Here is a 25,581-nt window from a genome sequence, read left to right on the forward strand (position 1 = left end):
CCCGAAATGCCCCACCCCACGACATGACAAAAGCCCCCGGAACACCTCCGGGGGCTCAGTCGTCACCGCAACGGGCGGGCGGCTACGGCAGGTTGCGGGCCATGACGATCCGCTGGACCTGGTTGGTGCCCTCGTAGATCTGTGTGATTTTGGCGTCGCGCATCATCCGCTCCACCGGGTAGTCCCGCGTGTACCCGTACCCGCCGAGCAGCTGGACCGCGTCCGTGGTGACCTCCATGGCCACGTCGGAGGCGAAGCACTTCGCCGCCGCGCCCTGGAAGGTGAGGTTCTTGTCGCCGCGCTCCGAGGCGGCCGCGGCCTGGTAGGTCAGGGCGCGGGCCGCCTCGATCTTCATGGCCATGTCGGCGAGCATGAACTGGATGCCCTGGAAGTCGGCGATGGCCTTGCCGAACTGCTTGCGCTCCTGGACGTAGCCCTTGGCGTAGTCGAGGGCGCCCTGGGCGACGCCGAGGGCCTGGGCCGCGATGGTGATGCGGGTGTGGTCCAGGGTCTTCATGGCGGTGGCGAAGCCGGTGCCCTCCTCGCCGATCATGCGGTCGGCGGGGATGCGGACGTTGTCCAGGTAGACCTCACGGGTGGGCGAGCCCTTGATGCCGAGCTTCTTCTCCGGGGCGCCGAAGGAGACGCCCTCGTCGGACTTCTCGACCACGAAGGCCGAGATGCCCTTGGAGCGCTTGGTGGGGTCGGTGACGGCCATCACCGTGTAGTACTCGGACTCGCCGGCGTTGGTGATCCAGCGCTTGACGCCGTTGAGGATCCAGTGGTCGCCGTCGCGGACGGCCTTGGTCTTCATGCCGGCCGCGTCGGAGCCGGCGTCGGGCTCGGAGAGGGCGTAGGAGAACATCGCCTCGCCCTTGGCGAGCGGGGCCATGTACTTCTTCTTGAGCTCCTCCGAGCCGGAGAGGATCACCGGGAGCGAGCCCAGCTTGTTCACCGCGGGGATCAGGGAGGAGCTGACGCAGACGCGGGCGACCTCCTCGATCACGATGACGGTGGCCAGGGCGTCGGCGCCGGCGCCGCCGTACTCCTCGGGGACGTGCACGGCGTGCAGGTCGTTCGCGACCAGTGCCTCGAGGGCCTCGCGCGGGAAGCGGGCCTCCTCGTCGACCGCGGCGGCGTGGGGCGCGATCTTCGCCTCCGCCAGCGAGCGGATGGCGTCCCGGAGCATGTCGTGCTCCTCGGACGGGCGGTACAGGTCGAAGTCAGCCGATCCGGCCAAGGTCTCTCACGCTCCAAGGACGCTGCGATGCCTGTGCTAATTACCGTTAAGTAACTCAAATTTTAGGGGCCCGCCCACGGGAGTGATACGTGAGCTTGGCGACAGGGTGGACGGGCAGGGGGAAAAATGCCCGGTACAGGGCCCGACTATGCTCGGGCACCGCACGACCGCAGCCCTCCCTGGAGACCCCATGAGCCTCAAGATCACCGTGATCGGCACCGGCTACCTCGGCGCGACGCACGCCGCGGCCATGGCCGAACTCGGGTTCGAGGTGTTGGGGCTCGACGTGGTGCCCGAGAAGATCGAGATGCTCCAGCGGGGCGAGGTCCCGATGTTCGAGCCCGGTCTGGAGGACCTGCTGCGCAAGCATGTCGCCGGGATCGAGGGCTCCACGGGGCGGCTCCGCTTCACCATGTCCTGGGAGGAGGTCGGCGCCTTCGGTGACGTGCACTTCGTCTGTGTGAACACGCCTCAGCGGCACGGCGAATACGCCTGTGACATGTCGTACGTCGACTCCGCGATCGCCTCCCTCGCCCCGCACCTGACCCGCCCGGCCCTGGTGGTCGGCAAGTCGACGGTGCCGGTCGGTTCGGCCGACCGGCTGGCCCGCTATCTGGCCGACCACTCCCCCGCGGGCGCGGACGCCGAGCTGGCCTGGAACCCGGAGTTCCTGCGGGAGGGCTTCGCGGTGAACGACACGCTGCACCCGGACCGGATCGTGGTCGGCGTGCGCAGCGAGCGCGCGGAGAAGCTGCTGCGCGAGGTGTACGCCACGCCGCTGGCCGAGAACACGCCGTTCGTGGTGACGGACTTCCCGACCGCCGAGCTGGTGAAGACGTCGGCGAACTCCTTCCTGGCGACGAAGATCTCCTTCATCAACGCGATGGCGGAGATGTGCGAGGCCTCCGGCGGCGATGTCGCCAAGCTGGCCGAGGCGATCGGGTACGACGACCGGATCGGGAAGAAGTTCCTGCGGGCCGGCATCGGCTTCGGCGGCGGCTGTCTGCCCAAGGACATCCGTGCCTTCATGGCCCGTGCCGGTGAGCTCGGGGCCGACCAGGCGCTGACCTTCCTGCGTGAGATCGACTCGATCAACATGCGCCAGCGCGGGCAGATGGTGGAGCTGGCCCGGCAGATACTGGGCGGCGGGCCGTTCCTCGGCAAGCGGGTCGCGGTGCTCGGCGCCACCTTCAAGCCGGACTCGGACGACGTGCGCGACTCCCCCGCGCTGAACGTGGCCGGCCAGATCCACCTCCAGGGCGGCCAGGTCACGGTCTACGACCCGAAGGGCATGGCCAACGCCCGCCGCCTCTTCCCGACCCTCGGCTACGCCGACACGGCCGTGGACGCGGTCCGCGGCGCCGACGTCGTCCTGCACCTCACGGAGTGGCGGGAGTTCCGCGAACTGGACCCGGCGGCCCTGGGCGAGGTCGCGGCATCGAAGACCGTCCTGGACGGCCGCAACGCCCTGGACCCGGCCCTGTGGCGCAAGGCGGGCTGGACGTACCGAGCGATGGGGCGGCCTACGGCCTGAGCGGGGGCGGGGGCGATGCGGCTGCCGCTACGGCTGCGGCTACGGCTGCCGCTACGGCTGCCGCTACGGCTACGGACTGCCACTACCGCTACCGCTACCTCTACCGCTACGGCAGTCTCCGTACTGGTCTCGTCGGCCCCCGGGGCGATGGTCGGATGCCGTGGCGCCGGAAGGTCGTGGGCACCGGAACGCCTGCCGCTGCGATGCCGTGAATCAACAGCCCAGGGTGCGCCGGGAATTGGGCCGAGTGCGGCCAGGACCGGGGCCTGGAGGCCTTGCGGTGGGGTTCCCGCAGCTCATGGCCGACCGGCTCCCGGTGGGTCCCCACCCGGCCGTCCACGCCCTCGGTGCACCCGCCCTGACCTGGCGTTTTCCTGGAATTCCCCTAGGCTGACGAGGTCTGTCGGACGGCATCGCGGGAGAGCCCATGGGCGAGGAAGCCATCGAGTACGACGCCAGTCGCATCGAGGTCCTGGAGGGGCGGCACGCCATCCGGAAACGGCCGGGGATGTATGTCGGCTCGACCGGCGAACGCGGTCTGCGGCAGACGGTGTTCGAGGTGGCCGACCGGGCGGTGAACGAGGTCCTGACCGGTTCGGCCACCCGCGTCGGCATCACCTTCCTGTCCGACGGCGGAGTGCGGGTCGACGACGACGGACCGGGCGTCCCCGTCGAGGCGGCCGGGCACACCGGCGGTCCCGGTCTGGAGACCCTGCTGACGCGCCCCTTCACCGGCCCGGACACCAGCGGGCGGCACGGCCTGACGTCCGGGCTCGTCGGCGTGGGCCCCTGCGTCACCAACGCCCTGTCGAGTCGTCTGACGGCCGAGGTGCGGCGGGACGGGACGCGCTGGGTCCAGGAGTACGCCCACGGGGCCGCGCTCGCCCCGCCCGTCGCCGTGGGCCCGGCGAGCGGCAGCGGAACCACGGTCACCTTCCGGCCCGACGCCGGCATCTTCGAGACGACGGAGTTCGTCTTCGGCGTCTTCGTGGAGCGCTTCAGGGAACTGGCCTTCCTCTACCGGGATCTGGACGTCTCGCTGACCGACGAACGCCCTCCGGGGGAGCCGCGCTCAGTGCGGTTCCGATTCCCGGGCGGGGTAAGGGAGTTCGTCGCCTTCCTGGACGCGGAGGCGGGGAGGGCCGGGACCGCCGGGACGGCTGTCCATCCGGACGTCATCGCCTTCGAGCGGGACGCTCCGGAGGCGGCGGTGGACGTGGCCCTGCGCTGGTCCGACTTCCGTGGGGAGCGGGTCCGGGGCTTCGCCAACGGGGTGCCCACCCCTGAGGGCAGCACCCATCTGCTGGGCTTCCGGGACGGGCTGGCCGCGGCGGTCAACGCGTACGCGCTTGAGCGGCGGTTGCTGACGGCGGCCGACCCCGATCCGAGCGCGGACCGGATCTGCCAGGGCCTGACGGCGGTCGTGTCGGTCAAGCTGGACCGGCCCGAGTTCCTCGGTGCCACGCGCGGCACGCTGGGCAATCCGGCAGCGCGCCCGTGCGTCGCGGAGACCGTGCGGGATCGTCTCGGCACCTGGTTCGCGGAACAGCCGGAGCGGGCCGGTGCCCTCGTCTGCCGGTTCCTGTGAGGGGTCCCGGAGGGGAGGTCACACACGAGGCGTCTCAGCCCCGTCCGCCTGCGCTGTTGGGACGAGCGCCGATCCCCTTCCGCGTGACTCGGCAGCGGCCTTGCTCACCTTCCGGGAGGGGAACCGGTACTCGTTGACGACATGAAGTCAGATCTCCGGACGCCCGCGTCCACCACCCTTCCGCCGGCTGCCCCACGTTGGCGTCGGCTGTGCCGGGCCGCCGCCGTTGTTCTCGGTGCAACGCTCACTGCCGCCCCGTACGCCGGCGCATCGTCGGCCGCCCCCCGGCCCGCGGCTCAGGGCGCGACGTTCGCAGCGACGCAGCAGGCCAAGGCTCCCGCCGCTGCTACGTACGGGCGAGCGGTGATCAACGTGACCAGCGCAGAGCAGTTCGACTCACTGCTCCAGACCGAACCGAAGGTCATCGTCGATTTCAAGGCGGTCTGGTGCGGCCCCTGCAAACTCATCAGGCCCAGATTCGAGGGCTTCTCGACAGAGTGGGACTACAGCACCATCAGGTTCGCGGTCATCGACGTCGACGAGGTACCCGACGTATCCGAGAAGGCCGGCATCAGGGCCATGCCCACCTTCCAGACCTACTTCAACGGAGAGAAGAAGGGCGAACTCCTCGGAGCCGACCCGAACAAGCTCCGGAGAATGCTGGACGAACTGGCCGCGGCCTAGCGCCCACGACGGCATATGCCGTCGTCCGCGGAATCATCAACACGAGTTCGATTTGCATTCGAGTACGGTGGGGATTTGACCGTTCTCACAGGCCATACCCCCGTAAAGGAGAGGTAGGCAACGGTCGGTTAACCGACGCGTAGTCAAGCGGAATCCGCTCTCCACTCCACTGTTCGTCACCCGCCGGATTCTTCCGGCGGATTGACCTGAGCATGTCAGGAGTGGAGTCATGCCCTTGTTCCGCAGGGCGGTTTGGCCTCGTGATCATCGCGACGAACTGGTCGCCGGGGCACTCGTCGGCGCGGTGGTGATCGTGCTGGGGTACGCGTCGGGCATCGGCGCCCCCGGAGCGGCCGAGGCCGCGGTACCCCCGGCCGTTGCGCCCGCGACGACCGCGCCGACGACCGCGCCCACCTCTCCCGAGGCGGGGCAGGCCCCCGGCGGATCCGGTGGAATGCCGGCCTACGGCGGGGGTTACGCGGACGTCGGGTACGGCGGCGGCGGAGACGGCGGGCTCGTGACCGGTACCGGCCCTGGCGACCAGGGCGGCGGCCACACCGGAGGGCACGAGAGCTCGCCCCCCGCGTCCGGCCCGACGCCCACCACCCCTGCCCCTGCGCCCACCCCCACGCCCACCCCCACCCCGGCGGACACCTGCGAGGACGGCCAGGTCACCGTCGTACAGCCGCTGCTCGTCGGCCTCACCGAGCCCGTGTTCGGCCTCCTGGACGGAGCCGGCCCCTCAGCCTCGCCCTCGGCCTCCCCCTCACCCACGCCCTCCCCCTGCGTCGGCCTCCCGCCCGTCTCCAGCCTCCTCGGCGGCGTCCTCACCCCCTCCCCGCGGCCGGAGGCGACCCCGTGAGGCGCCTGCTCCTCCTCGCCGCCCTGCTCCTGTGCACCCTGCTCGGCACGGCCCAACCCGCCTCCGCGCACACTGAGTTGGTGAGTTCCTCCCCCAAGGACGGAGCCACGCCCGCGAAGGCCCCCACCCACCTCACCCTCACCTTCGACGAGGCCGTCGACGTCGCCGACGTCAGGGTGCTGACCGTGGACGGGGACCGGCTGCCGGTGTCCCGGACGGCGCACCGGAACGTCGTGCGGGTCGCGCTCGGCAGCCCCGCGGACGGGAGCTTCGCGCTCGTGTGGTCGGTCGTGGACGAGGAGGACGGACACGCCTCCTCCGGCCGGATCGCCTTCTCCGTCGCCGCGAAAGCCGCCCCGGCCGACAGCGCGAAGGCCTCCGCTCCGACCGGCAGCGCGGAGTCCTCCGCCTCCGCCGACAGCGCGAAGGCCTCCGCCCCCGCGCCCTCCCCCTCGGTGCGCAAGGGCCTCGTGGCCGTCCGCTGGGCCGGGTACCTCGCGCTGGCGCTGTTCGTCGGCGGGCTCGCCTTCGTCGCGCTGCTGTGGCCGGGCGGGGCGTACGAACCGCGGGCCCGGGCGCTGCTGGGGTTCGCCTGGACGGTCGGCCTGCTGGCGACGGTCGCGGCGGTCGGGCTCCAGGGCGCGTACGCCTCCCTCGGCGCTCTGCGCGACGCGCTCGACCCGGCGACCTACGCCGACGTCCTGGGCACCCGGCCGGGCATCGTGCTCGCCGCGCGCGGGCTGATGTGGGTGCTCGCGGCCGTGGTGCTCGCCGCGCTGCTCCAGGGTGCCGCGCGCTCGCCGGGCTGGCGGGTGGGCGCACTCGCGGTGACGTTCGGACTTCTGCGCACCACCGGTATGACGGGCCACAACTCCGAGGGCAGCGAGCCCACTTGGGGTGCTGTCGCCGACTTCCTGCACCTGCTCGGGGCCGCCCTGTGGATCGGCGGGCTCGCCATGCTCGCGCTGGCGGTGCTGCCGCGCAGGCGACCCGGGGAGCTGGCCGAGGTGGTGCCCGGCTACGCACGGCTCGCGGCGTTGAGCGTCACCGGCATCGTGGGCGCCGGGCTGGTGCTCGCCTGGCAGGTGGTGGGGTCGTACGACGCCCTGCTGCACACGTCGTACGGACATCTGCTGCTAGTCAAGACGGCCGTCCTCGGGGGCGTCCTGGTGGCCGCGTACGCGAGCCGCCAGTGGGTGCGCACCCGTCTCGATCTCGCCGTGCTGCTGCGCGGTGACGCCGCCACCGTGCGGTCCTTCGGTTACTCGGTCGCGGCGGAGACGGGGCTGGTCCTCGTCGTGCTCGCCGTGACGAGTCTGCTGGTCACGGCCGACCCCGGCCGCTGAACTCCCCCAAAGTCAGAAGGAGTTGTAGTGAAGAGAAGTGACGACACCGGTGAGCGCAGGCCGCCCGCCGGGAAGGCGGGGAACCGGTCCCTGCTGTTCGCCGGCCTCGGCGCGGCCCTCGCCGCCGTGCTCAGTCTCGGGCTGCTGAGCGCGGCCACGGGTTCCACCACGGCCTCGCAGCAGGCGGCGGGCGCGGCTCAGGCGCCCGCGGCCGCGGCGGCCGACATGAAGGCCGCCGCCGCCCCCGACCACCAGGTCGACATCACGGGGTACAAGTTCGGCGACGGCAAGCAGCTGGTCGTGGAGGTCGGGCAGACCGTCCGGTGGACCAACCACGACAGCGCGCCGCACACGGTGACCACGACCAAGGCCCCGGTGGCCTTCGACTCGGGGACGCTCAAGCAGGGCCAGTCGTGGTCGTACACCTTCACCAAGGTGGGGACGTACGAGTACTACTGCGCGGTGCACCCGGACATGGTGTCCTCCGTGAAGGTCGTGGCGGCCTCCGGCGGTGGCGGTACGACACCCACACCGACCGCGACGCCCACGACGGCCCCCACGGGCACGCCCACGGCCTCCCCCACGCCGACCCACACCGGCATGCCGACCGCGACCCCCACGGCCACTCCCACCGCCACGCCCACGGGCGGCAGCGGTGACGGCTCCGGCGAGCAGTGCGCCAGCATCCGCAACGAGCTCCTGCCGATCATCCAGCACCTCTACGCGGCCCACCTGAACGAGTCACCGGGGCAGCAGGTGCAGGACGCGCTCGCGCTCGACTCGTATCTCAAGATGCACACCGTGTGGATCGAGTCCATCCTCAAGCCCGCCGTCGCCGACGGGGGTTCGGTGGCCGACGACACCCTCACCGTGCTGCTCCAGCACATCTACTCGGCACACCTGGAGGAGTCGCTCGGGCAGCAGGTCACGGACCTGCTCGACGTCGACAGCTACGTGAAGATGCACACCGTCTGGGCCGGGCACATGCTCACGCCCACCACGGACTTCCTCACCGCCAGCTGCTGACGCATGGGTGAGCGCCGCTCCGGCCGAGGCTCAGTCGGCCGGAGCGGCGCTCGCGCCCATTCTCCACACCCCCGCCACATTTCGGGAACCGCTTTCCAAGGAGTTCGGGGATGACAACCGTCACTCTGCCCACTGTTCCACCACCGCGCCGCCTTTCCGTGCCCCCCGGCCGCTCGCTCGCCGAACTCACCGCCTGGTACGGCCCGTTGCCCGTACGGCGACGGCGGGTGCCGCTCGCCGCGGCGGCCCTGGACCTGCCCGCGGAGGCCGGACAGCCCGCTTTCCGCTTCGAGTTCGACGACCGCGAGCTGCGGGCCGTCCTCACCTCCGAGCGGGTCGAGGACCTGCCCGGCGACCGCCTCCAGCTCACCGCCGACCTCGCCATCGACGGCACGGCCTTCCCCGTCCTCCTGCGGCTGCGGGTGGTCGACCGTGCCGGGGACCGGCTGCTCGTCGTGGGCACGGCCCGGCTGCCGTACCGGTTGCTGCGCCGGGCCACCGGGTTCCGGCTGCCGTGGCGTCTTCCGGCCACGCGGCTCAGGCTGCTCGTCGCGGCGGAGTTCTCGTGAGGGCGCTGCTGCGGGCCGCGGCCGCGCTCGCCCTCCTCACGGTCTGGCTGCTCCCGGCGGGCCGGGCGTCGGCCGCGTCCTACTCCGTCGCCATGAAGGGCTACGCCTTCTCGCCCGCCTCCTTGAGCGTCCCCGCGGGCTCCACGGTCACGTGGACCAACTACGACACCGCCCCGCACGACGTGAAGACCACCTCCGGCCCGCTCTCGATCCACTCCCCCATGCTGAACAAGGGCGAGAGCTGGAGTTTCACGTTCGCCACGGCTGGTTCCTACGGCTATGTGTGCACGGTCCATCCGGACATGACGGCCGGGATCACGGTGCGGGCGGCGGCCCCGGCGCCGACCCACTCGGCGGAGCATGTGCACACCACGGTGCCCCGGGCCTCGTCGCGTCCGGCCCATTCGTCGGCGACCCACTCGGCACCGGCGATGACGATGCCGTCGCCGACTCCGACCCCCACGGCGTCCGAGGCCGCCGTATCGCAGTCGGCGCAGCCGTCACCGCAGTCGACGCCCGCGCCCGCGACCACGACGACGGCCTCGACGGTCCGCCCGCTGGACCCCCTCCTGCTGCTGGCGGGCCTGGTGGCCGGAGTCGCCGTCCTGTGCCTCCTGCTGGTGGGCTCACGGACAGCCCGAGCACGGGAGGAGGAAGCCTGAGGCGAGCGCGCGCTCACACGTCTCGCGCTCACGCCTTCGCCCGGTACCGCCGCATCTTCGCCCGGGCCCCGCACACCTGCATCGAGCACCACCGCCCCCGCCCCGCCGGACTGCGGTCGTAGTACGCCCAGTGGCAGTCCACGGCCTCGCAGGCCTTCAGCCGGGTCCACGTGCCCGCGACCAGCGACTCGGCGACGGCGGCGGCGACGCGGGAGAGCAGGGGCCCGGTGTCGGCGGGGGCGAGGGCGGCCGAGCCGTCGGACGGGGACACCGTCACCAGCAGCGGGGCCGCCGCCAGCAGCTCGCCCAGCGGCGTCACCGAGCGGTGCGCCGGATGCCCCGCGTGGGCCAGCAGGGCGACCCGCAGCGACTCCCGCAGCTCGCGGGCCCCGGCCGCCTCGCCCTCGGCGATCCCGAACCGCTCCCGCCCCTCCGCCGTGTCCAGCGCATCCGCGCCCGACTCCAGGTCGAGCGTGTTGACCAGGGACTGGACCAGGGTCAGTCCGCCGGGCGCGGGCGATCGCTCACTCATGGCTGCACGCTACCTACCTCGGGAATCCCCTTGCGACGTTACCTCCTATACGGGAGCATGCGGTAACCGTTACTGGTTACCCGTCTCTACAGGTAACCGTCGCTTCAAGGAGGAAGCCATGGCCGTCGCCGAACTCGGAGCCGTCGTACTGGACTGTCCCGACCCCCGCGCACTCGCCGGTTTCTACGCCGGTGTCCTCGGCGGCACCGTCGAGGGCGAGGGCGACTGGGTGGACCTCAAGGCCCCGGGCGGACAGACGCTGTCCTTCCAGGCCGCCCCCGGATTCGTACCGCCCAAGTGGCCCGCACCCGACGCCTCGCAGCAGTTCCACCTGGACCTGAGCGTCCCGGACCTGGACGCGGCCGAGAAGGAGGTGCTGGCACTCGGGGCCACGCCGCTGGACACCGAGGACCGCTCCCGGAGCTTCCGGGTGTACGCCGACCCGGCTGGGCACCCGTTCTGCCTCTGCGCCTGCTGAGACGACCGCCGACCAGGAGGAGCCCTCGTGACCGTCGCCCGCTTCCGTTCCGTCGTGCTCGACTGCCCCGACCCGCGTGCGCTGGCCCGCTTCTACGCGGGCATCGTGGGCGGCACTCCGGAGGACGACGACCCCGACTGGGTCGTCCTGCGGGTCCCCGCCGGGCCACGCCTCGCCTTCCAGAGCGCCCCGGGGTTCACCCCGCCGGAGTGGCCGCGCGCCGACCGCAACTCGCAGCAGTTCCACCTCGACCTCGACGCCGGCAGCACCTGGGAGGAGATCGAGGCGGCCGAGGCCAAGGTGCTGAAGTTGGGCGCGCGGCTGCTGCACGCCGAGTCCGGCGAGAGCAAGGAGGACTTCCGGGTGTACGCGGACCCGGCGGGGCATCCGTTCTGCCTGTGCCGGATCGACGCTTCGTAGGGCGGCGGCCGGTCAGCCGTCCAGGTCGGCGATCTTCGCCGTGGACGGTTCCCGGCGCTGCTGTGCCGCCCGCGCGGTGAAGTCGGACTCGCGCAGTACCCGCTGGACGTTCCCCCAGGTCAGCAGGGCGAGGTCGGCCTCCGCCCAGCCGCGGCGCAGCAGTTCGGCGACGAGGTGCGGGTAGCAGGAGGCGTCGCCGAGCTCCTGGGGGTGCGCGGTCCCGGCGTCGTAGGTGCCGGACAGGCCCACGCACTCGACGCCGGCGACCTCGCGGACATGGTCGAGGTGGTCGGCGACGTCCCGGACCGTGGGCCCGGTCTGCTCGGCGGTCAGCGGCACCATGCACAGCCCCTTGGCGGCGCCCAGCTCGCTGAGCAGGTCGTCGGGGAGGTTGGCGGGGTGCGGGCGCAGGGCGCGGGCGGCGGAGCGGGTGAACAGCACGGGCGCCTTGGAGACCGCGAGGACCCGCCGGATGGTGTCCCCGGAGGCCCCGGAGAGATCGGCGAGGACACCGAGCCGGTTCATCTCGCGCAGCACCTCCTCGCCGAACCGGGTCAGTCCCGCCTCGCTCGCCCAGGACACCCCGGACAGGGTGAGGGCGCGCAGGCCTAGGGCGTGCAGGGAGCGCAGGATGCCGAGCGAGTCGCCAAGGGCGGCGGCACCGGCGGGGCCGAGCAGGACGGCGACGCGGCCGCAGTGGTGGGCGTCGGTGGTCTGTCCCGCCGTACGGGCCAGGCGCAGGCCCTCGGGATGGTTCCGTACGACCGTCTTGACCAGGTCGAGCTGTTCCAGCGTGGCCCCCACCGCACGGTCCCCGTCGAGGCCCTCGGGCAGGTGCAGCGACCACAGCAGGGCGCCCACGTGTCCCTCCCTGAGCCGGGGCACATCGGTGTCCACGGCGCTCTCGCCGAGTTCCAGGTCGAACCAGGGCAGGTGCCGCAGCGCCCAGGGCAGTCCGCTGTAGCCGTCGGCGACGGGGTGCGCGGCGAGGAGGGCGCGGGCACGGTCCAGGGGCTCGGCGTCCGGGTCGGAGACGGGGGTGTGCAGCTCCGGCACGGCCCCGAAGAGCTGGGCCAGCTCTCCCACCTCGGCCGGGGGGTGCAGTTCGTCCTGGAGGTCTGCCATGACGGGCTCCGTACGTCGTGATCTTCCTGATCGCCGTACGGTCACCGTCGCACGGGGTGCGGGGCGCTTCCTGGTGGACGGGGCGTTCGGGGGTACGGCCCGGATCTGCGCGGGACCACGTCCGCGGCACCCCGCGCAGGACGAGGTCGGAGGCGGTCGGGCGCCCCGAGGGAGGGCCCGTGAGCCGAGAGGTGAGGGGGTGCGGGACCGCAACCTGAAGTACGTGGGCGGGGCCGACGGACACACCGTCCACCCCGCCCTGGACGCTCAGCCGTCGAGTGCGGCGAGGGTCGCGTTCGACGGGCCCCGCGTGGCCTGAAGATCACGGGCCACGTCCTCCGCCGCGCCCAGCACCCGGACCGCGTTCTGCCAGGTCAGCTTGGCGAGGTCGGGGCGGGACCAGCCGCGGTCGAGGAGTTCCGCGACGAGGTTCGGGTAGCCGGAGACGTCGTCGAGGCCGTCCGGGGTGAAGGCGGTGCCGTCGTAGTCGCCGCCGATGCCGATGTGGTCGACGCCCGCCACCTCGCGCATGTGGTCGAGGTGGTCGGCCACCGTCGCGACCGTGGCGACGGGGCGCGGGGTGCGCTCCTCGAAGGCGCGGTGCACCTTCATCGCCTCCGGGGTGGTGTCGAGGTGGTGGAAGCCGTGCTCGCGCATGTTCTCGTCGGCGGCGGCCGTCCAGTCGACGGCGGCCTGGAGCACGAACTTCGGCACGAAGGTCACCATCGCCATGCCGCCGTTGGCGGGGAGGCGTTCCAGGACGTCGTCGGGGACGTTGCGCGGGTGGTCGCACACCGCTCGCGCGGAGGAGTGCGAGAAGATCACCGGCGCGCTCGTGGCGTCCAGCGCGTCCCGCATGGTCGTCGCCGCCACGTGCGAGAGGTCCACGAGCATGCCCTCGCGGTTCATCTCCCGCACGACCTCGCGGCCGAACGCCGACAGGCCCCCGACGCCGGGCTCGTCGGTCGCCGAGTCCGCCCAGTCCACGTTGTCGTTGTGGGTGAGGGTCATGTAGCGCACGCCGAGCGCGTACAACGCGCGTAGCGTCGCCAGGGAGTTGGCGATGGAATGGCCGCCCTCGGCGCCCATGAGGGAGGCGATACGGCCTTCCCGGCGGGCCGCCTCCATGTCCGCGGCGGTGAGCGCGGGCCGCAGGGTGTCGGCGTACCGCGCCTGGAGCTGCCGTACGCAGTCGATCTGTTCCAGGGTCGCCGGCACCGCGTCGGGCAGGTCCGAGCGGACGTACACCGACCAGTACTGCGCGCCGACCCCGCCGGCCCGCAGCCGGGCGATGTCCGTGTGCAGGTGGGCCGACTGGTCGGTGGCGATGTCCCGGGCGTCGAGGTCGTAGCGGACCTGTTCGCGCAGGGCCCAGGGCAGGTCGTTGTGGCCGTCGACGACCGGGAACTCGCTCAGGAGTTCCCGGGCCGCCGCCAGCTGTGCCGCGGCCGTCACTTGCCGAAGCCGAAGCCGTTGGAGCCCTCGACCTTGGCCCTGAGGCGCTTGCCCTTCTCGGTGGCCTGGTCGTTCAGTTCCTGCTGGAACTCCCGCATCCGGCCGAGGAGTTCATCGTCGTGGGCGGCGAGGATACGGGTCGCGAGCAGACCGGCGTTGCGGGCGCCGGCGACGGAGACGGTCGCGACCGGGACGCCGGCCGGCATCTGCACGATCGACAGCAGCGAGTCCATGCCGTCGAGGTACTTCAGCGGCACCGGGACGCCGATGACGGGGAGCGGGGTGACGGAGGCGAGCATGCCCGGCAGATGGGCGGCTCCTCCGGCACCCGCGATGATCACCTTCAGGCCCCGCTCGGCCGCCTGCTCGCCGTACGCGATCATCTCGCGCGGCATCCGGTGCGCGGAGACGACGTCGACCTCGTACTCGACCTCGAACTCGTCGAGCGCCTGGGCGGCGGCCTCCATGACGGGCCAGTCGGAGTCCGACCCCATGACGATGCCTACAACGGGGCTCATTCTGTGATCGTGCCTCTCAGGTAGCCGGCAGCGTGACGTGCGCGTTCGAGAACGTCGTCCAGGTCGTCGCCGTAGGTGTTGACGTGGCCCACCTTGCGGCCGGGCTTCACGTCCTTGCCGTACATGTGGATCTTCAGCTTGGGGTCGCGGGCCATGCAGTGCAGGTACGCGGAGTACATGTCGGGGAAGTCGCCGCCGAGGACGTTGACCATGACGGTCCACTTCTCGCGGGGGCGCGGGTCGCCGAGCGGGAGGTCCAGGACGGCCCGGACGTGGTTGGCGAACTGGCTGGTGATCGCGCCGTCCATCGACCAGTGGCCGGAGTTGTGCGGGCGCATCGCGAGTTCGTTGACGAGGATGCGGCCGTCGCGGGTCTGGAACAGCTCGACGGCGAGGTGGCCGACGACGCCCAGTTCCTTGGCGATCGACAGGGCCATCTCCTCGGCCTTCAGCGCGAGGGCCTCGTCCAGGTCGGGCGCGGGGGCGATCACCGTGTCGCAGACGCCGTCGACCTGCTGGGACTCGACGACCGGGTAGGCGACGGCCTGGCCGTGCGGCGACCGTACGACGTTGGCGGCGAGCTCGCGGACGTAGTCGACCTTCTCCTCGGCGAGGACGGGGACGCCGGCCCGGAAGGGGTCGGCGGCCTCCTCGACGGAGTCCACGACCCACACGCCCTTGCCGTCGTAGCCGCCGCGGACGGTCTTGAGGACGACGGGGAAGCCGTCGCCCTCGGCGCCTTCAGGGAGGCCTTCGCGGGCGAACGCGGCCACGTCGGCCGGGTCGCTCACGATCCGGTGCCGGGGGCACGGCACGCCGATCTCGGTGAGCCTCGCGCGCATCACCCCCTTGTCCTGGGCGTGCACGAGCGCGTCGGGGCCGGGGCGTACGGGGATGCCGTCCGCCTCCAGGGCTCTGAGGTGCTCGGTGGGTACGTGTTCGTGATCGAAGGTGATCACGTCGCAGCCCTTCGCGAACTCGCGGAGCGTGTCGAGGTCGCGATAGTCGCCGATGACGACATCGCTCACCACCTGCGCCGCGGAATCCTGAGGGGTGTCACTGAGGAGCTTGAACCTGATGCCGAGCGGGATGCCTGCTTCGTGTGTCATACGCGCGAGCTGGCCCCCGCCGACCATGCCGACTACCGGGAACGTCACGCCCTCAGGGTATCGGTCGCGCCACGGCGGCCGGATTCCGCGCCTCTTCCGGTCCTCTTACCAGCTTGTTTCCCTGTGTGTGAGTTCATCCACAGGCAACCGGTAGGGGGGATGGTTAGCATGGCTGAGTTGACGAAATCACTCGACTGACCGACCCGACTGGGGGACTGTACAACCATGGGACATGGTTCCTCAGGGCTGCGGAGGGTCGTTCGCGAGGTCGCCAAGTTCGGCGCGGTCGGCGGTGCGGGCCTCCTGGTCAACCTCGCCGTCTTCAACCTCGTCCGGCATCTCACCGACCTTCCGGTGGTCCGCGCGAGCGTCATCGCCACGGTGGTGGCGATCGTCTTCAACTACATCGGGTTCCGGTACTTCACCTACCGTGACCGCGACAAGAGCGGCCGCACCAAGGAACTGACCCTGTTCCTGCTGTTCAGCGCGGTCGGCCTGGTCATCGAGAACGGCATCCTGTACGCCGCGACCTACGGCTTCGGCTGGGACAGCCCGCTCCAGAGCAACATCTTCAAGTTCCTCGGCATCGGCATCGCGACCCTGTTCCGGTTCTGGTCCTACCGCAGCTGGGTCTTCAAGACCCTCCCGGCCCGGGAGGCCGTGGCCAGCGCGGAGTCCTTCCTGGAGGAAGCGGAGAAGGCAGCGGCGAGGAAGCTCCGGCCGCGCCAGCGGGTTCTCTGACGCGCGCTTTCGGGTGCGGGCCGGTGGGGGCGGGGGTTTTGCGCCCACGCGGCGGAGCCGCATATCGACACAGCCCCGCGCCCCTGAGAGCTTCGTCCCCGCACCCGAAGACCCACCGCCGCTCTATCTCACCATCGGCTCGTCGTCGTCCACCAACGACGACCTCAGCGGCGTCCGCGACAGGAACAGCCCGAACACCGGCGGCTGAGCCTGGAGCATCTCCAGACGGCCCCCGTCCGCCTCCGCGAGATCCCGGGCCACCGCGAGACCGATCCCCGTGGAGTTGCGCCCGCTGATCGTGCGCTCGAAGATCCGCGCCCCGAGGTCCGCGGGGACGCCGGGCCCCTCGTCGGTGACCTCGATGACCGCCTGGTTGCCGGTGACCCGCGTCCGCAGCGCCACCGTGCCGCCGCCGTGCATGAGGGAGTTCTCGATCAGCGCGGCCAGGACCTGCGCGACCGCGCCCGGCGTGCCGACCGCCGTGAGGTGCCGTTTGCCCGAGCTGACAATGGCCCGGCCCGCGCTGCGGTAGGCGGGCCGCCACTCCGCGAGCTGCTGCTGGATGACCTCGTCGAGGTCGAAGGTGACGGCGTTGCCGGCGCGCGGGTCACGGGAGTTGGTGAGCAGCCGCTCGACCACGTCCGTCAGCCGCTCCACCTGGGTGAGCGCGACGTTCGCCTCCTCCTTCACCGTGTCCGGGTCGTCGGTGAGGGTGATCTCCTCCAGCCGCATCGACAGGGCGGTGAGCGGCGTGCGGAGCTGGTGCGAGGCGTCCGCGGCCAGCCGCCGTTCCGCCGTGAGCATGCGCGCGATGCGCTCGGCGGAGGAGTCCAGGACGTCGGCGACCCGGTCCAGCTCGGGGACGCCGTAGCGCTTGTGACGGGGGCGCGGGTCGCCGGAGCCGAGGCGTTCGGCGGTCTCGGCGAGGTCGGTGAGCGGCGAGGCGAGCTTGTTGGCCTGGCGGATCGCGAGGAGTACGGCGGCGATCACCGCGAGCAGGGCCACCAGGCCGATGATCAGGAGGGTGCGACCGACCTCGCGGGTCACCGAGGAGCGCGGCTCCTGAACGGTGACCGTCTCGCCCTCCTCGCCCTCCTGCGTGGAGCTGATGACCTCACCGGAGAGCCTGGTGCCGACCTCGATCGGGTCCTTACCGGGGATCCGGATCACGGCGTACCGTTCCTGCGCGACCTGGTCGCGCAGGATCTCCCCGGTCACGTCCTCGGCGGCGAACAGCCGGCTGTCCACGATCCCGGCCAGCCGGATCGCCTCGGAGTCCACCCGCTCCTGAGCGCTGTTGCTGATGGTGCGGGTCTCGACGATGACGAGGGACACGCCGAAGACGGCGATCACCACGAGCACCACGGCGAGCGTGGACTGGATCAGTCGACGGCGCATGTCCTCTTACCTGCTGGTCGAGTGGCCGGGGTTCAGCTCTTCTCGAAGCGGAAGCCCACGCCTCGTACCGTCGCGATGTACCGCGGGTTCGCCGCGTCGTCGCCGAGCTTCTTGCGCAGCCACGAGATGTGCATGTCCAGCGTCTTGGTCGACGACCACCACGTGGTGTCCCAGACCTCGCGCATCAGCTGGTCCCGGGTCACCACCCGGCCGGCGTCCCGCACCAGCACCCGCAGCAGGTCGAACTCCTTCGCGGTGAGCTGGAGTTCCTCGTCGCCCATCCAGGCGCGGTGCGACTCGACGTCGATGCGCACGCCGTGCGTGGCGGGCGGCTGGGCCGGCTCCGCGGCGCCGCGCCGCAGCAGCGCCCGGACCCGGGCGAGCAGCTCGGCGAGGCGGAAGGGCTTGGTGACGTAGTCGTCGGCGCCCGCGTCCAGGCCGACGACGGTGTCCACCTCGTCGGCGCGTGCGGTCAGGATGAGGATGGGTACGGCGTGGCCCTCGGCGCGCAGTCGGCGGGCCACCTCGAGGCCGTCCATGCCGGGCAGACCCAGGTCGAGGACGACCAGGTCGATGCCGCCCTGCATTCCGGCGTCGAGTGCGGTGGGACCGTCCTCGCGCACCTCGACCTCGTACCCTTCCCGGCGCAGGGCGCGGGCCAGCGGCTCCGAAATGGACGCATCGTCCTCGGCGAGCAGTACACGGGTCATGAGCTGATGGTAGACCGCTCATGACAGATGCTGCGGTGTGATCGCAACCCCGTGATTCTTACCTTTCACGATTGTGGGGCGAACCTGTGAGTGTGGGATGGCAATCGTGTAGGGACCTTAGAAACCGGGTGTACGGTTCCACCGGCACCTGTGATTCAGGTCTCAAGTCCTTCCATTTCCGGCACTGTCCTGCCGTATGGTGACTCGAAGCCTGTCGCAACGTGGGGACCTTTGGCGCGCATCCGTCGCCAAAGGTCTCTTTTGTGTGCGGTAATCCCCACCAGCAAGGAACGACCATGGCGTCCAGCCTGACGAAGGACTCGGTGACTCCGGGCACCCCCGGTTCCGACAAAGCCTTCTTCGGCCACCCCCGCGGACTGGCCACTCTCTTCATGACCGAGATGTGGGAGAGGTTCTCCTACTACGGCATGAAGGCCCTGCTCACCGTCTACCTGCTGTCCGGCGGCCCCGACGCCGGCAAGGGCAGCATGGGCGGCGGCCTCGCGATGGACGTGGCGACCACCACCGTGATCGTCTCCGTCTACTCGGCGATGGTCTACCTGCTCGCCATGCCCGGCGGCTGGCTCGGCGACCGCGTCTGGGGCCCCCGCAAGACGGTGGCCATCGCCGCCGTCACGATCATGGCCGGTCACATCACGCTGGCGCTGCCCGGCGGCCAGGCGCCGTTCTTCGCGGGCCTGGCGCTGGTCGCGGCCGGTTCCGGTCTGCTCAAGGCCAACATCTCCACGATGGTCGGCCACCTCTACGACGGCCCGGACGACCCGCGCCGCGACGGCGGCTTCACGATCTTCTACATGGGCATCAACGCCGGTGCCTTCTTCGCCCCGCTGGCCATCGGCACCGTCGGCCAGGAGGTCAGCTGGCACCTCGGCTTCGGCATGGCCGCGGTCGGCATGGCGATCGGCCTGGCCGCGTTCCTGCTCGGCACCCGCAACCTGAGCCCGGTCAGCAGCGTCGTCCCCAAGCCGCTGGCGGCCGAGGAGCGCGCGGCCTGGCTGCGCAAGGGCCTGTTCTGGGTCATCGCCGCGACCGTCTTCTACGGCGTCGTCGGCTTCACCGGCCACTTCACGCTGAACTGGGCGATGATCCCGCTCACCGTCATCGGCCTGGTCGTCCCGGCGGGTGTGCTGCTGCGCATCAAGCGGGACAAGGAGCTGACGAACGACGAGCAGTCGAAGATGTCCGGCTACATCTGGTTCTTCGTCGCGGCCGCCGTGTTCTGGATGATCTACGACCAGGGCGCGTCCACGGTCCAGGCGTTCGGCTCGAACGACCAGAAGACGGCGGACTCCCTGCTCGGCTTCGACTTCCCGACCTCCTGGTACCAGTCGCTGAACCCGCTGTTCATCATGGCGCTGGCCCCGGTCTTCGCCTGGCTGTGGGTGTGGCTGAACCGCAAGGGCAAGGAGCCCAGCACCATCGTGAAGTTCTCGATGGGCCTGGTCCTGATCGGCGTCTCGTTCTTCTTCTTCCTGATCCCGATCGCCATGGCGGCGAACGGCACCGCGGTCAGCCCGATGTGGCTGGTCGGCATCTACTTCATCCAGACCGTGGGTGAGCTGTGCCTCTCCCCGGTGGGTCTGTCGGTGACCACGAAGATGGCTCCCGCGAAGTACGCCTCGCAGATGATGGGTGTCTGGTTCCTCGCGGTGACCGCGGGCGACTCGATCACCAGCCTGCTGTCCAACCCGGCGATCGCCGGGGTCGACCTCAGCGGGACGGCGGCCGTCTTCGGTGAGGCCGCGCTCGCGGCTCTCGCCGGGTTCGCGGTGTGGATGTACCGGCGCAAGGTGAAGACCCTCATGGGGGACGTTCGCTAGTACGTCGGCTTGAACCGACAGGGGCCGCTGCGATCCGGGTGGATGGCGGCGGCCCTGTCGGTTTCCCGTACCGTGCGCGGTTCCCCGCGCCCCTGAGGTCGGCTACCGGGTCCTCCTTCCCGGCATGAAGGTGAACACCGCCCCGCCCAGCAGCACCGCCGTGCCCGCCACCAGGCCCAGTGCCTTGAGGGCCGCGTGGTCGTCCGCGCCTGTGGCCGCCAGGCCGCCGCTGGTGGAGGAGCCGCCGGTGCCCGACGTGCCGCCCAAGCCCGAGGTGCCGCCGGACGCGCCGCCCTCCTGTTTCTCCGTGGTGAGGGTGAGGGAGACCTCGGTCTTGTCGGGCTTGCACGTGGTCGTCGTGCCCAGGGCCTTGATCGTCAGGACGCCCGGGGACAGGGTCGACTCCCCCGTCGCCCCCGGCTTGTAGGTGCCCGTCATGTCGGGGATCGCGATCGGGTCGCCGGACTTGATGGGTGCGGAATTGGTGGGCCCCTCGACGGAGACCGAGCCGGTGTCGGCACCGCCCAGGGTGACCTCCATGGAGGGCTTCACCGAGTCCGCGGGGATGTCGGCCGGGCTGTCCATCGGGGAGTTCTTGAACTGCACGGTGATGCCGTAACTGCCGCCGTCCTTCTTGGCGTTGATCTGGATTTCGGAGGTCGCCTTCTTCTCACCGAGAGGCGACTGGCAGGTGTAGGGGATGGAGACTGCCTTGCCGGTGAAGTCGGTCTGGCCGCCGCCCGAGGACTCCGTGGCGCTCGGGGTCGGGCTCTTCGTGGGTGTCGGGGTGGGGGTGGGAGTCGGGGTGGCGGTGTCCGTCGGGTCCGGTGTCGACGTCCCGTTGCCCTGCGCCACGGTGACCGTCGCCGCCTTCGGGACCGTCTCGGTCGGCGTGCACACCGTGTTGGTGCCCATCGCGTTCACCGTGTAGGCGCCCGGCGTCAGCGTCAGCTCCCCGGCCGCCGTCAGTTTCAGGGTGCCCTTCATGTCGGACAGCACCATGTCGCCGCCCTTGGGGATGGCGGGGTTCTCGCGCGGCCCGGTCATCGCGATGTCGGCGCTCTGCGCACCGGCGGCCTTCAAAGTGCCGGTCGGCTGCACCGAGTTGGCGGGCAGGTCGATGATGTTCGGGTTCTTGGACGCGGCCTGGGTGAACTTCCACACCACGGTGATCTCGTCACCGACCTTCGCCGTGGCGGGGGCGGTGACCTCGACCTTCGTGGTGCCGTTGACGGGGTCGAGGCCGACGCCCGCGGGCGGCACGCAGCGGGTCGCGAACGACACCTCGGCGGCCTGCGCGGGCCCGGCCGCCAGGCCCAGCGCCACGCCCGCCCCGACCAGCGCCAGCGCCGCACCGGCCGCACCCGCTCTTCTCGGCCCGGCGGCCGGTGTGACTCTCCTTCGCATGCTCACGTGGATCCCTCTCTGGTGGGAGTCGCAGGACTCGTGGGAGCCGGAGGACTCGTGGGAGTCGCAGGACTCGTCGGGCTGTCGTCGTGCGGTGCGGAGAGCCGGCCACCGGCCGCGCCCGGATCGGCGTCCGGGGTGAACCACGGCAGGGTGGAGGTGCTGGGAGGAGCCGCGTGCGCGGCCGTGGAGGGCTTGAACCCCGGCAGGTGCAGGGCGAGTTCGGGCAGCCGCACACCGCGGTGCCGGACCCCGCCGGCGGGCCGCGGCCGCACCCGGTCCACGACGGCCATGCCGATGCGGAACAGCGCCGCCGGCACGACCAGGCAGACCAGGATCCAGAACAGCGTCACGCCCCAGGGCCGGCCCACGCCCCAGGGCTGCTCGGCGAGCACCTTGCCGCCGTACTTCAGGGACACCGTGTAGTCGCCGTGCGCGCCGGCCGCGAGCTCGACGGGCAGTTCGATCCGTGCCCTGCCGCCGGGCCTGATGGTGCCGCGCCACTGCTGCTCGTCCCACTGCGGGGCGAACACGCCGTGGGCGGTGCCGACTTGGAAGACCGGGTTCCTGACGTCGGAGGTGCCGACGTTGCCGACGGTGAAGACCAGGGTGCGGGCGGGAGGTGCTCCGAACCAGGTCAGCAGTCCACTGGAGCCGTTCAGGGCGGTGTCGGTGAGGACGGACAACCGCCCGCCTGAGGTGTCCGCAGGCAGCGGCTCCACGGCGTGCCCGGCCACCTGGAAGACCACGTCGGCCTCGGCCTTGGCGCCGGTCACCGTGGCCACGTGCACCACGCAGGGGCAGGGCACCGGCGGTTCGGAGACCGGCAGTTTCCTGCTGAAGCCGCCCTTGGCGTCGGTGGTGACGGCCCGGCCGTCGGCGTTGGCACAGGAGTTGGTGCCGCCGGGTACGCCGCGCGAGGGCACGGCCTGTCCGCAGATCAGGATCATCAGCAGCGTCCGCTCCCGCCAGCCGCTGCCGCTCACGGTGATCGAACCCCCGGTCCCCGCCTGGGACTTGGACAGCTCGACATTCGGCCGGCCGGCCGCGGCGGCGGTCCCGGCGAAAGAGGCGAAAGAGGCGAGAGGGGCGATCAGCAGCGCGAGCACCGCCACCAGCACCGCGGTCCGAAGCTTCCGGTTCACGTCGTCGCTCCCGTCAACTCGGCTTCCGTGCGGGGGGCTTCGGAGGGCGCGCGGCCGGCCGTACGGCGCGTTCGTCGGCGTACGACCCAGCAGGCACCCCCGGCCGCAAGCGCCGCCGCGGTCCCGGCGACCCCGCGCCAGGGCACGAACCGCGCGGACGCGCCGGCGGTGTCGTGGGCGCCGCCCGCCGCGGTGACCGTGAGCCGGACGTCGACCGCGTCCAGGGCGGGCGGATCCGGCCAGGGCTCGGTGAGGTGCAGGCGCGAGCCGGGCGGGAGGGGGACGGGGAGGGTGCGTGGGGGCAGGTCGAGGAGGGGGCCGAGGACGCCGTCGGCGCGTACGGCGACGCGCGGGGTGAGGGGCGTCGTACCGCGGTTGACGACGTCGTAGGTGATGCGGTCGGCGTGCACCGTGACGTGTTCGACGGTCAGGGCGGACAGCTCCGGGGCGGTCGAGCGCAGGTGGACCGGGAGGCTCCGGGTGCCGCCGGTGTCGTCGCGCGCGAGGATCCGGGTGCCGCGGTCGCGGTCGGGGACGGTCACCGTGAAGGGGACGTCGGCGCGGGTGCGGGCCGGGACCCGGACGGAACCGCGGGCGAACGTGGCGCCGGACAGCCGTACGGTGACCGGCCGGCTGCCCCGGTTGGTCACGGACACCGTGTCCTGGACGACCGTCCCGGGCGCGCCCTCGGCGTAGAAGGCGGGCCGGCCGCCGCCCGCGGGCGCGAGGGACCATCCGTCGGCGGCGCGGGCCGCGGGGACGGGCCCCAGCAGGAGCAGCAGGGGCAGGGAGAGGGCCAGGGGCAGCGTGCGGGCGGCGGACGGCATGGGCGGCTCCAGCTGTCGTACGGACTGTCGTACGGATTCAGCGGCGCGCGCGGGCCGTCTGGTGGCGGCGGGTGAGCCAGAGGGTGCCGGCGGCGCCCGCGAGTAGCACGGTGCCGCCGAGGGTGCCCAGGGCGATCGCCGAGTCCTCGGGGCCGGTCTGCGGGAGCGCTCCACCGGAACCGCCGGAGCTGCCGCCGCTCTGGGTGCCGCCGGAGGAGCCGCTGCCGCCGGAGGAGCCGGAGGCGGCGGTGACGTCCAGGGTGAGGGAGGCGCCGGGGCTGTTGGTCGGCGTGCACGTGGTGGTCGTGCCGAGGGCCTTGATGGTGAGCACGCCCGCGGTGAAGGTGACCTTCCCGGACTTCTTCGGGGTGTACGTCCCGGTCAGGTCGTTGATCTTGATGGGAGTGTTGGCGGGGACGACGGCCTGGTTGGCGGGGCCGGTCACATTCATCGTGCCGCTGTCCGCGCCGCCCAGTTTGATGGTGGCGCTCGGGTTCATCGCGCCCTTGCCGAGGTCGACGGGGCTGGACGAGACGCCCTTCTGCCAGGACATGGTGATCCTGTATCCGCCGCCGCTCTTGACGCCCTTGATGTCGATGGGCGAGACGGCGCTCTTGTCGCCGATGGGGGTCTTGCACTGGTAGTTGACGTTCACGACCTCGGCATGGGCAGCGGGGGCGGTCATCAGCACCGCCGAGCCGGCCAGGGCCGCGACGGACGCGAGCGCGGCGGTTCGTTTCGGGTACGACACGGTTCCGCTCCCCTTACTCGTTCCTGACGGCACATCAGATCGGCCGTCAAGGTACGCCGGGGTACCGGAGGAAGGAAGAGAAAGGAAGCGCCGGAACTGTGCGGGAGTGCCGGGTGGACCGGGAGGAGCTGAGCGGAGGATCAGTCGGGTCGGCAGAAGGCGGGTGCGGACCTGAACGCCGACCAGGCCGGGGGCCACCCCGGCAGCCGGGCAAGGCGCGGCGCACGCCAGGCGGCCTGAACGCGACCGTCGCAGCGGCCGGCGCCGTCGGAGAGCCCGAAACGGGGCCTGAACCACCCCTCAAGCCGGCGCGACCCGCGCAGCCGTAGGAGTTCAGCAGAAACGTCGACGCGTCCGACGCGGTAGCCCCGAAACATGCCGCTCGCCGTCCCGCCCCCGCAGGGTCAGGCCGGGGCGCCCAGTTCCGCCCACACCGTCTTGCCGGTCTCGCCGGGGCTGCGGACGACTCCCCAGTCGAGGCAGAGCCGCTGCACGATGAACATCCCGTGGCCGCCGGGCCGCCCGGCCCGGTGCGGTGAGCGGGGAGCCGGCTGACCCGCGCCCTTGTCGGAGACCTCGAGCCTGATGACCTTGCGGTCGCAGGAGATCTGGAGCTGGTCCGGCCCCTCCGCGTGCAGGCAGGCGTTGGTGACCAGCTCCGACACCACGAGCAGGACGTCCTCCGCGGCGGCCCGTTGGTCCGCGCCCGCGGCCGGCAGCCAGCCCCACGCGTACAACGCCTGCCGGGTGAAGTCGCGCGCGAGCGGAACGACCGCACTCTCGCCGTCGAAGCTCAGCCGGCGGACCTGCCGTCCTTGCGGCACCTCGGCGGCAGCCTCGGGCTCCGGGTCACGGTCGCCCGGCGGGTAGGGCCGGGTGGTGCTCATCAGCGCTTCACCTCACCGATTCACCGGTTCACGATTCAAAACGTCACTGCATGGTCGTTCACCGAAAACAGTCAGTACGGATGTCTCCTGCCCGAGCGGACCGGTGGAACACCCCTCTATTCGGGACGTATGTCCCGCACGCCGGGTGTGACACCCGATGAGTGCCGGTCGGAGGAGACGAACGGGCACGAGCGGAGGCCCCGGGGCCGCCGCCCGGCTCGGGTCTCAGTCGCCGGCCCCGTCGGCCAGGGCCTCTTCCAGCGTGTCGTGCACGGTGAAGACCGCGTCGGCCCCCGTGATCTCGAAGACCCGCGCCACGACGGGCAGCATGCCCGCAAGATGTACGCCACCCCCCGCCGCCTCGGCCTTCAGCCGTGCCCCCAGCAGCACATTCAGTCCGGTGGAGTCACAGAACTCCAGCCGTGTGCAGTCGACGACAAGCCGGCTCTTCCCCTTGGCGAGGCAGTCCTCGAGTGGCTCACGCAACAAATCGGCCGTGTGGTGATCCAACTCACCTGCCGGAGTCACGACGGCACTGGAGCCCTCTTGCCGCACCTCAACCAGAAGCCGGCCAGACTGTGCGCTGCCGACCGTCCCGCGGTCCATGCCGTCTCTCTCTCCCGACGTCGTGGCTGCTGATGACGCCCTCGAACACTACGCCTTCTCCACACCCTCCGACACCCGAACAATCACACGCAAACGGACATAACCGCACAGAACACACTT

The 25,581-nt window shown here is 71.4% G+C and carries 26 protein-coding genes; 12 read left to right on the top strand and 14 right to left on the bottom strand.

What is annotated here, in order from left to right:
* Positions 1-82: 82 nt before the first annotated feature.
* Entirely contained in the window at positions 83-1,240 is a 1,158-nt protein-coding gene (locus tag AQJ54_RS36870) for an acyl-CoA dehydrogenase (RefSeq protein WP_020137920.1), read from the bottom strand.
* A gap of 190 nt (positions 1,241-1,430) precedes the next feature.
* Between AQJ54_RS36870 and AQJ54_RS36875 the strand changes: the two genes are divergently transcribed.
* The 8 genes from AQJ54_RS36875 to AQJ54_RS36910 all read left to right on the top strand — a co-directional run bounded on the left by AQJ54_RS36875 (position 1,431) and on the right by AQJ54_RS36910 (position 9,511).
* On the top strand, positions 1,431-2,774 hold the full coding sequence (locus AQJ54_RS36875; RefSeq protein WP_062245165.1) for a UDP-glucose dehydrogenase family protein: 1,344 nt from the start codon (positions 1,431-1,433) through the stop codon (positions 2,772-2,774).
* Between the two features lie 427 nt (positions 2,775-3,201).
* Positions 3,202-4,362 (top strand): ATP-binding protein, encoded by a 1,161-nt coding sequence (locus AQJ54_RS36880; protein ID WP_062245168.1) that lies wholly within the window; start codon positions 3,202-3,204, stop codon positions 4,360-4,362.
* Positions 4,363-4,725: 363 nt separating this feature from the next.
* Positions 4,726-5,046, top strand: coding sequence for a thioredoxin domain-containing protein (locus AQJ54_RS45850; protein ID WP_062245171.1), 321 nt, complete (start codon positions 4,726-4,728; stop codon positions 5,044-5,046).
* Between the two features lie 229 nt (positions 5,047-5,275).
* Positions 5,276-5,908, top strand: coding sequence for a hypothetical protein (locus AQJ54_RS36890; RefSeq protein WP_062245174.1), 633 nt, complete (start codon positions 5,276-5,278; stop codon positions 5,906-5,908).
* The gene (locus tag AQJ54_RS36895; protein ID WP_079070183.1) at positions 5,905-7,254 is read left to right on the top strand and encodes a copper resistance CopC/CopD family protein; all 1,350 of its coding nucleotides are present in this window, start codon (positions 5,905-5,907) and stop codon (positions 7,252-7,254) included. Before AQJ54_RS36890 ends, AQJ54_RS36895 begins: the two co-directional genes overlap by 4 nt.
* Positions 7,255-7,281: 27 nt before the next feature.
* Positions 7,282-8,280: a cupredoxin domain-containing protein gene (locus AQJ54_RS36900; protein ID WP_062245176.1), complete on the top strand. Its 999-nt coding sequence runs from the start codon at positions 7,282-7,284 to the stop codon at positions 8,278-8,280.
* Between the two features lie 110 nt (positions 8,281-8,390).
* Complete coding sequence (locus AQJ54_RS36905) at positions 8,391-8,849, top strand: hypothetical protein (protein ID WP_062245179.1); 459 nt, start codon at positions 8,391-8,393, stop codon at positions 8,847-8,849.
* Entirely contained in the window at positions 8,846-9,511 is a 666-nt protein-coding gene (locus tag AQJ54_RS36910; RefSeq protein WP_062245182.1) for a cupredoxin domain-containing protein, read from the top strand. The genes AQJ54_RS36905 and AQJ54_RS36910 overlap by 4 nt, the downstream gene beginning before the upstream one ends.
* 28 nt (positions 9,512-9,539) lie before the next feature.
* On the opposite strand, the gene AQJ54_RS36915 is transcribed toward AQJ54_RS36910, so the two are convergent.
* Positions 9,540-10,043: a CGNR zinc finger domain-containing protein gene (locus AQJ54_RS36915; protein ID WP_062029871.1), complete on the bottom strand. Its 504-nt coding sequence runs from the start codon at positions 10,041-10,043 to the stop codon at positions 9,540-9,542.
* 118 nt (positions 10,044-10,161) lie between these two features.
* On the opposite strand from AQJ54_RS36915, the gene AQJ54_RS36920 reads away from it, so the two are divergent.
* Together AQJ54_RS36920 and AQJ54_RS36925 are read left to right on the top strand one after the other, a co-directional pair.
* Positions 10,162-10,521: a VOC family protein gene (locus tag AQJ54_RS36920; RefSeq protein ID WP_062029873.1), complete on the top strand. Its 360-nt coding sequence runs from the start codon at positions 10,162-10,164 to the stop codon at positions 10,519-10,521.
* 27 nt (positions 10,522-10,548) lie between these two features.
* Positions 10,549-10,941 (top strand): VOC family protein, encoded by a 393-nt coding sequence (locus tag AQJ54_RS36925; protein WP_062029875.1) that lies wholly within the window; start codon positions 10,549-10,551, stop codon positions 10,939-10,941.
* Between the two features lie 12 nt (positions 10,942-10,953).
* Here the strand turns inward: AQJ54_RS36925 and AQJ54_RS36930 are convergent, their stop codons facing one another.
* From AQJ54_RS36930 to AQJ54_RS36945, 4 genes are all read right to left on the bottom strand, one after another.
* Complete coding sequence (locus tag AQJ54_RS36930; protein WP_062245185.1) at positions 10,954-12,066, bottom strand: dipeptidase; 1,113 nt, start codon at positions 12,064-12,066, stop codon at positions 10,954-10,956.
* A 267-nt stretch (positions 12,067-12,333) separates the two neighbouring features.
* A complete protein-coding gene (locus tag AQJ54_RS36935; protein WP_062245189.1) occupies positions 12,334-13,521 on the bottom strand; it encodes a dipeptidase in 1,188 nt (395 codons plus the stop codon).
* Complete coding sequence (gene purE / locus AQJ54_RS36940; RefSeq protein ID WP_062245192.1) at positions 13,518-14,015, bottom strand: 5-(carboxyamino)imidazole ribonucleotide mutase; 498 nt, start codon at positions 14,013-14,015, stop codon at positions 13,518-13,520. Before purE ends, AQJ54_RS36935 begins: the two co-directional genes overlap by 4 nt.
* 20 nt (positions 14,016-14,035) lie before the next feature.
* A complete protein-coding gene (locus tag AQJ54_RS36945) occupies positions 14,036-15,196 on the bottom strand; it encodes a 5-(carboxyamino)imidazole ribonucleotide synthase (protein ID WP_062245193.1) in 1,161 nt (386 codons plus the stop codon).
* A 177-nt stretch (positions 15,197-15,373) separates the two neighbouring features.
* Between AQJ54_RS36945 and AQJ54_RS36950 the strand changes: the two genes are divergently transcribed.
* Complete coding sequence (locus tag AQJ54_RS36950) at positions 15,374-15,889, top strand: GtrA family protein (RefSeq protein ID WP_062245196.1); 516 nt, start codon at positions 15,374-15,376, stop codon at positions 15,887-15,889.
* Positions 15,890-16,012: 123 nt separating this feature from the next.
* On the opposite strand, the gene AQJ54_RS36955 is transcribed toward AQJ54_RS36950, so the two are convergent.
* Positions 16,013-17,287 (bottom strand): ATP-binding protein, encoded by a 1,275-nt coding sequence (locus AQJ54_RS36955; protein ID WP_062029887.1) that lies wholly within the window; start codon positions 17,285-17,287, stop codon positions 16,013-16,015.
* A gap of 32 nt (positions 17,288-17,319) precedes the next feature.
* A complete protein-coding gene (locus tag AQJ54_RS36960) occupies positions 17,320-17,997 on the bottom strand; it encodes a response regulator transcription factor (RefSeq protein WP_007382513.1) in 678 nt (225 codons plus the stop codon).
* Positions 17,998-18,293: 296 nt separating this feature from the next.
* Here AQJ54_RS36960 and AQJ54_RS36965 point away from each other — a divergent pair, with 296 nt between their 5' ends.
* Entirely contained in the window at positions 18,294-19,838 is a 1,545-nt protein-coding gene (locus AQJ54_RS36965) for a peptide MFS transporter (RefSeq protein WP_062245199.1), read from the top strand.
* Between the two features lie 102 nt (positions 19,839-19,940).
* Here AQJ54_RS36965 and AQJ54_RS36970 read toward each other — a convergent pair whose 3' ends face one another.
* The 6 genes from AQJ54_RS36970 to AQJ54_RS36995 form a co-directional block, all read right to left on the bottom strand.
* A complete protein-coding gene (locus AQJ54_RS36970; protein WP_428843817.1) occupies positions 19,941-21,245 on the bottom strand; it encodes a hypothetical protein in 1,305 nt (434 codons plus the stop codon).
* A 2-nt stretch (positions 21,246-21,247) separates the two neighbouring features.
* The gene (locus AQJ54_RS36975; protein ID WP_062245201.1) at positions 21,248-22,390 is read right to left on the bottom strand and encodes a hypothetical protein; all 1,143 of its coding nucleotides are present in this window, start codon (positions 22,388-22,390) and stop codon (positions 21,248-21,250) included.
* Complete coding sequence (locus AQJ54_RS36980; protein ID WP_062245205.1) at positions 22,387-23,217, bottom strand: COG1361 family protein; 831 nt, start codon at positions 23,215-23,217, stop codon at positions 22,387-22,389. Before AQJ54_RS36980 ends, AQJ54_RS36975 begins: the two co-directional genes overlap by 4 nt.
* A 37-nt stretch (positions 23,218-23,254) precedes the next feature.
* Entirely contained in the window at positions 23,255-23,968 is a 714-nt protein-coding gene (locus AQJ54_RS36985) for an LPXTG cell wall anchor domain-containing protein (protein WP_062245208.1), read from the bottom strand.
* A 404-nt stretch (positions 23,969-24,372) separates the two neighbouring features.
* Positions 24,373-24,855 carry an ATP-binding protein gene (locus AQJ54_RS36990; RefSeq protein ID WP_062029896.1) on the bottom strand — a complete coding sequence of 161 codons (483 nt, stop codon included), beginning with the start codon at positions 24,853-24,855 and terminating at the stop codon, positions 24,373-24,375.
* 225 nt (positions 24,856-25,080) lie between these two features.
* Positions 25,081-25,461, bottom strand: coding sequence for an STAS domain-containing protein (locus AQJ54_RS36995; RefSeq protein WP_062029898.1), 381 nt, complete (start codon positions 25,459-25,461; stop codon positions 25,081-25,083).
* Between the last annotated feature and the right edge of the window lie 120 nt (positions 25,462-25,581).

The organism is Streptomyces griseorubiginosus (genome assembly GCF_001514195.1).
Lineage (GTDB): Bacteria > Actinomycetota > Actinomycetes > Streptomycetales > Streptomycetaceae > Streptomyces > Streptomyces griseorubiginosus.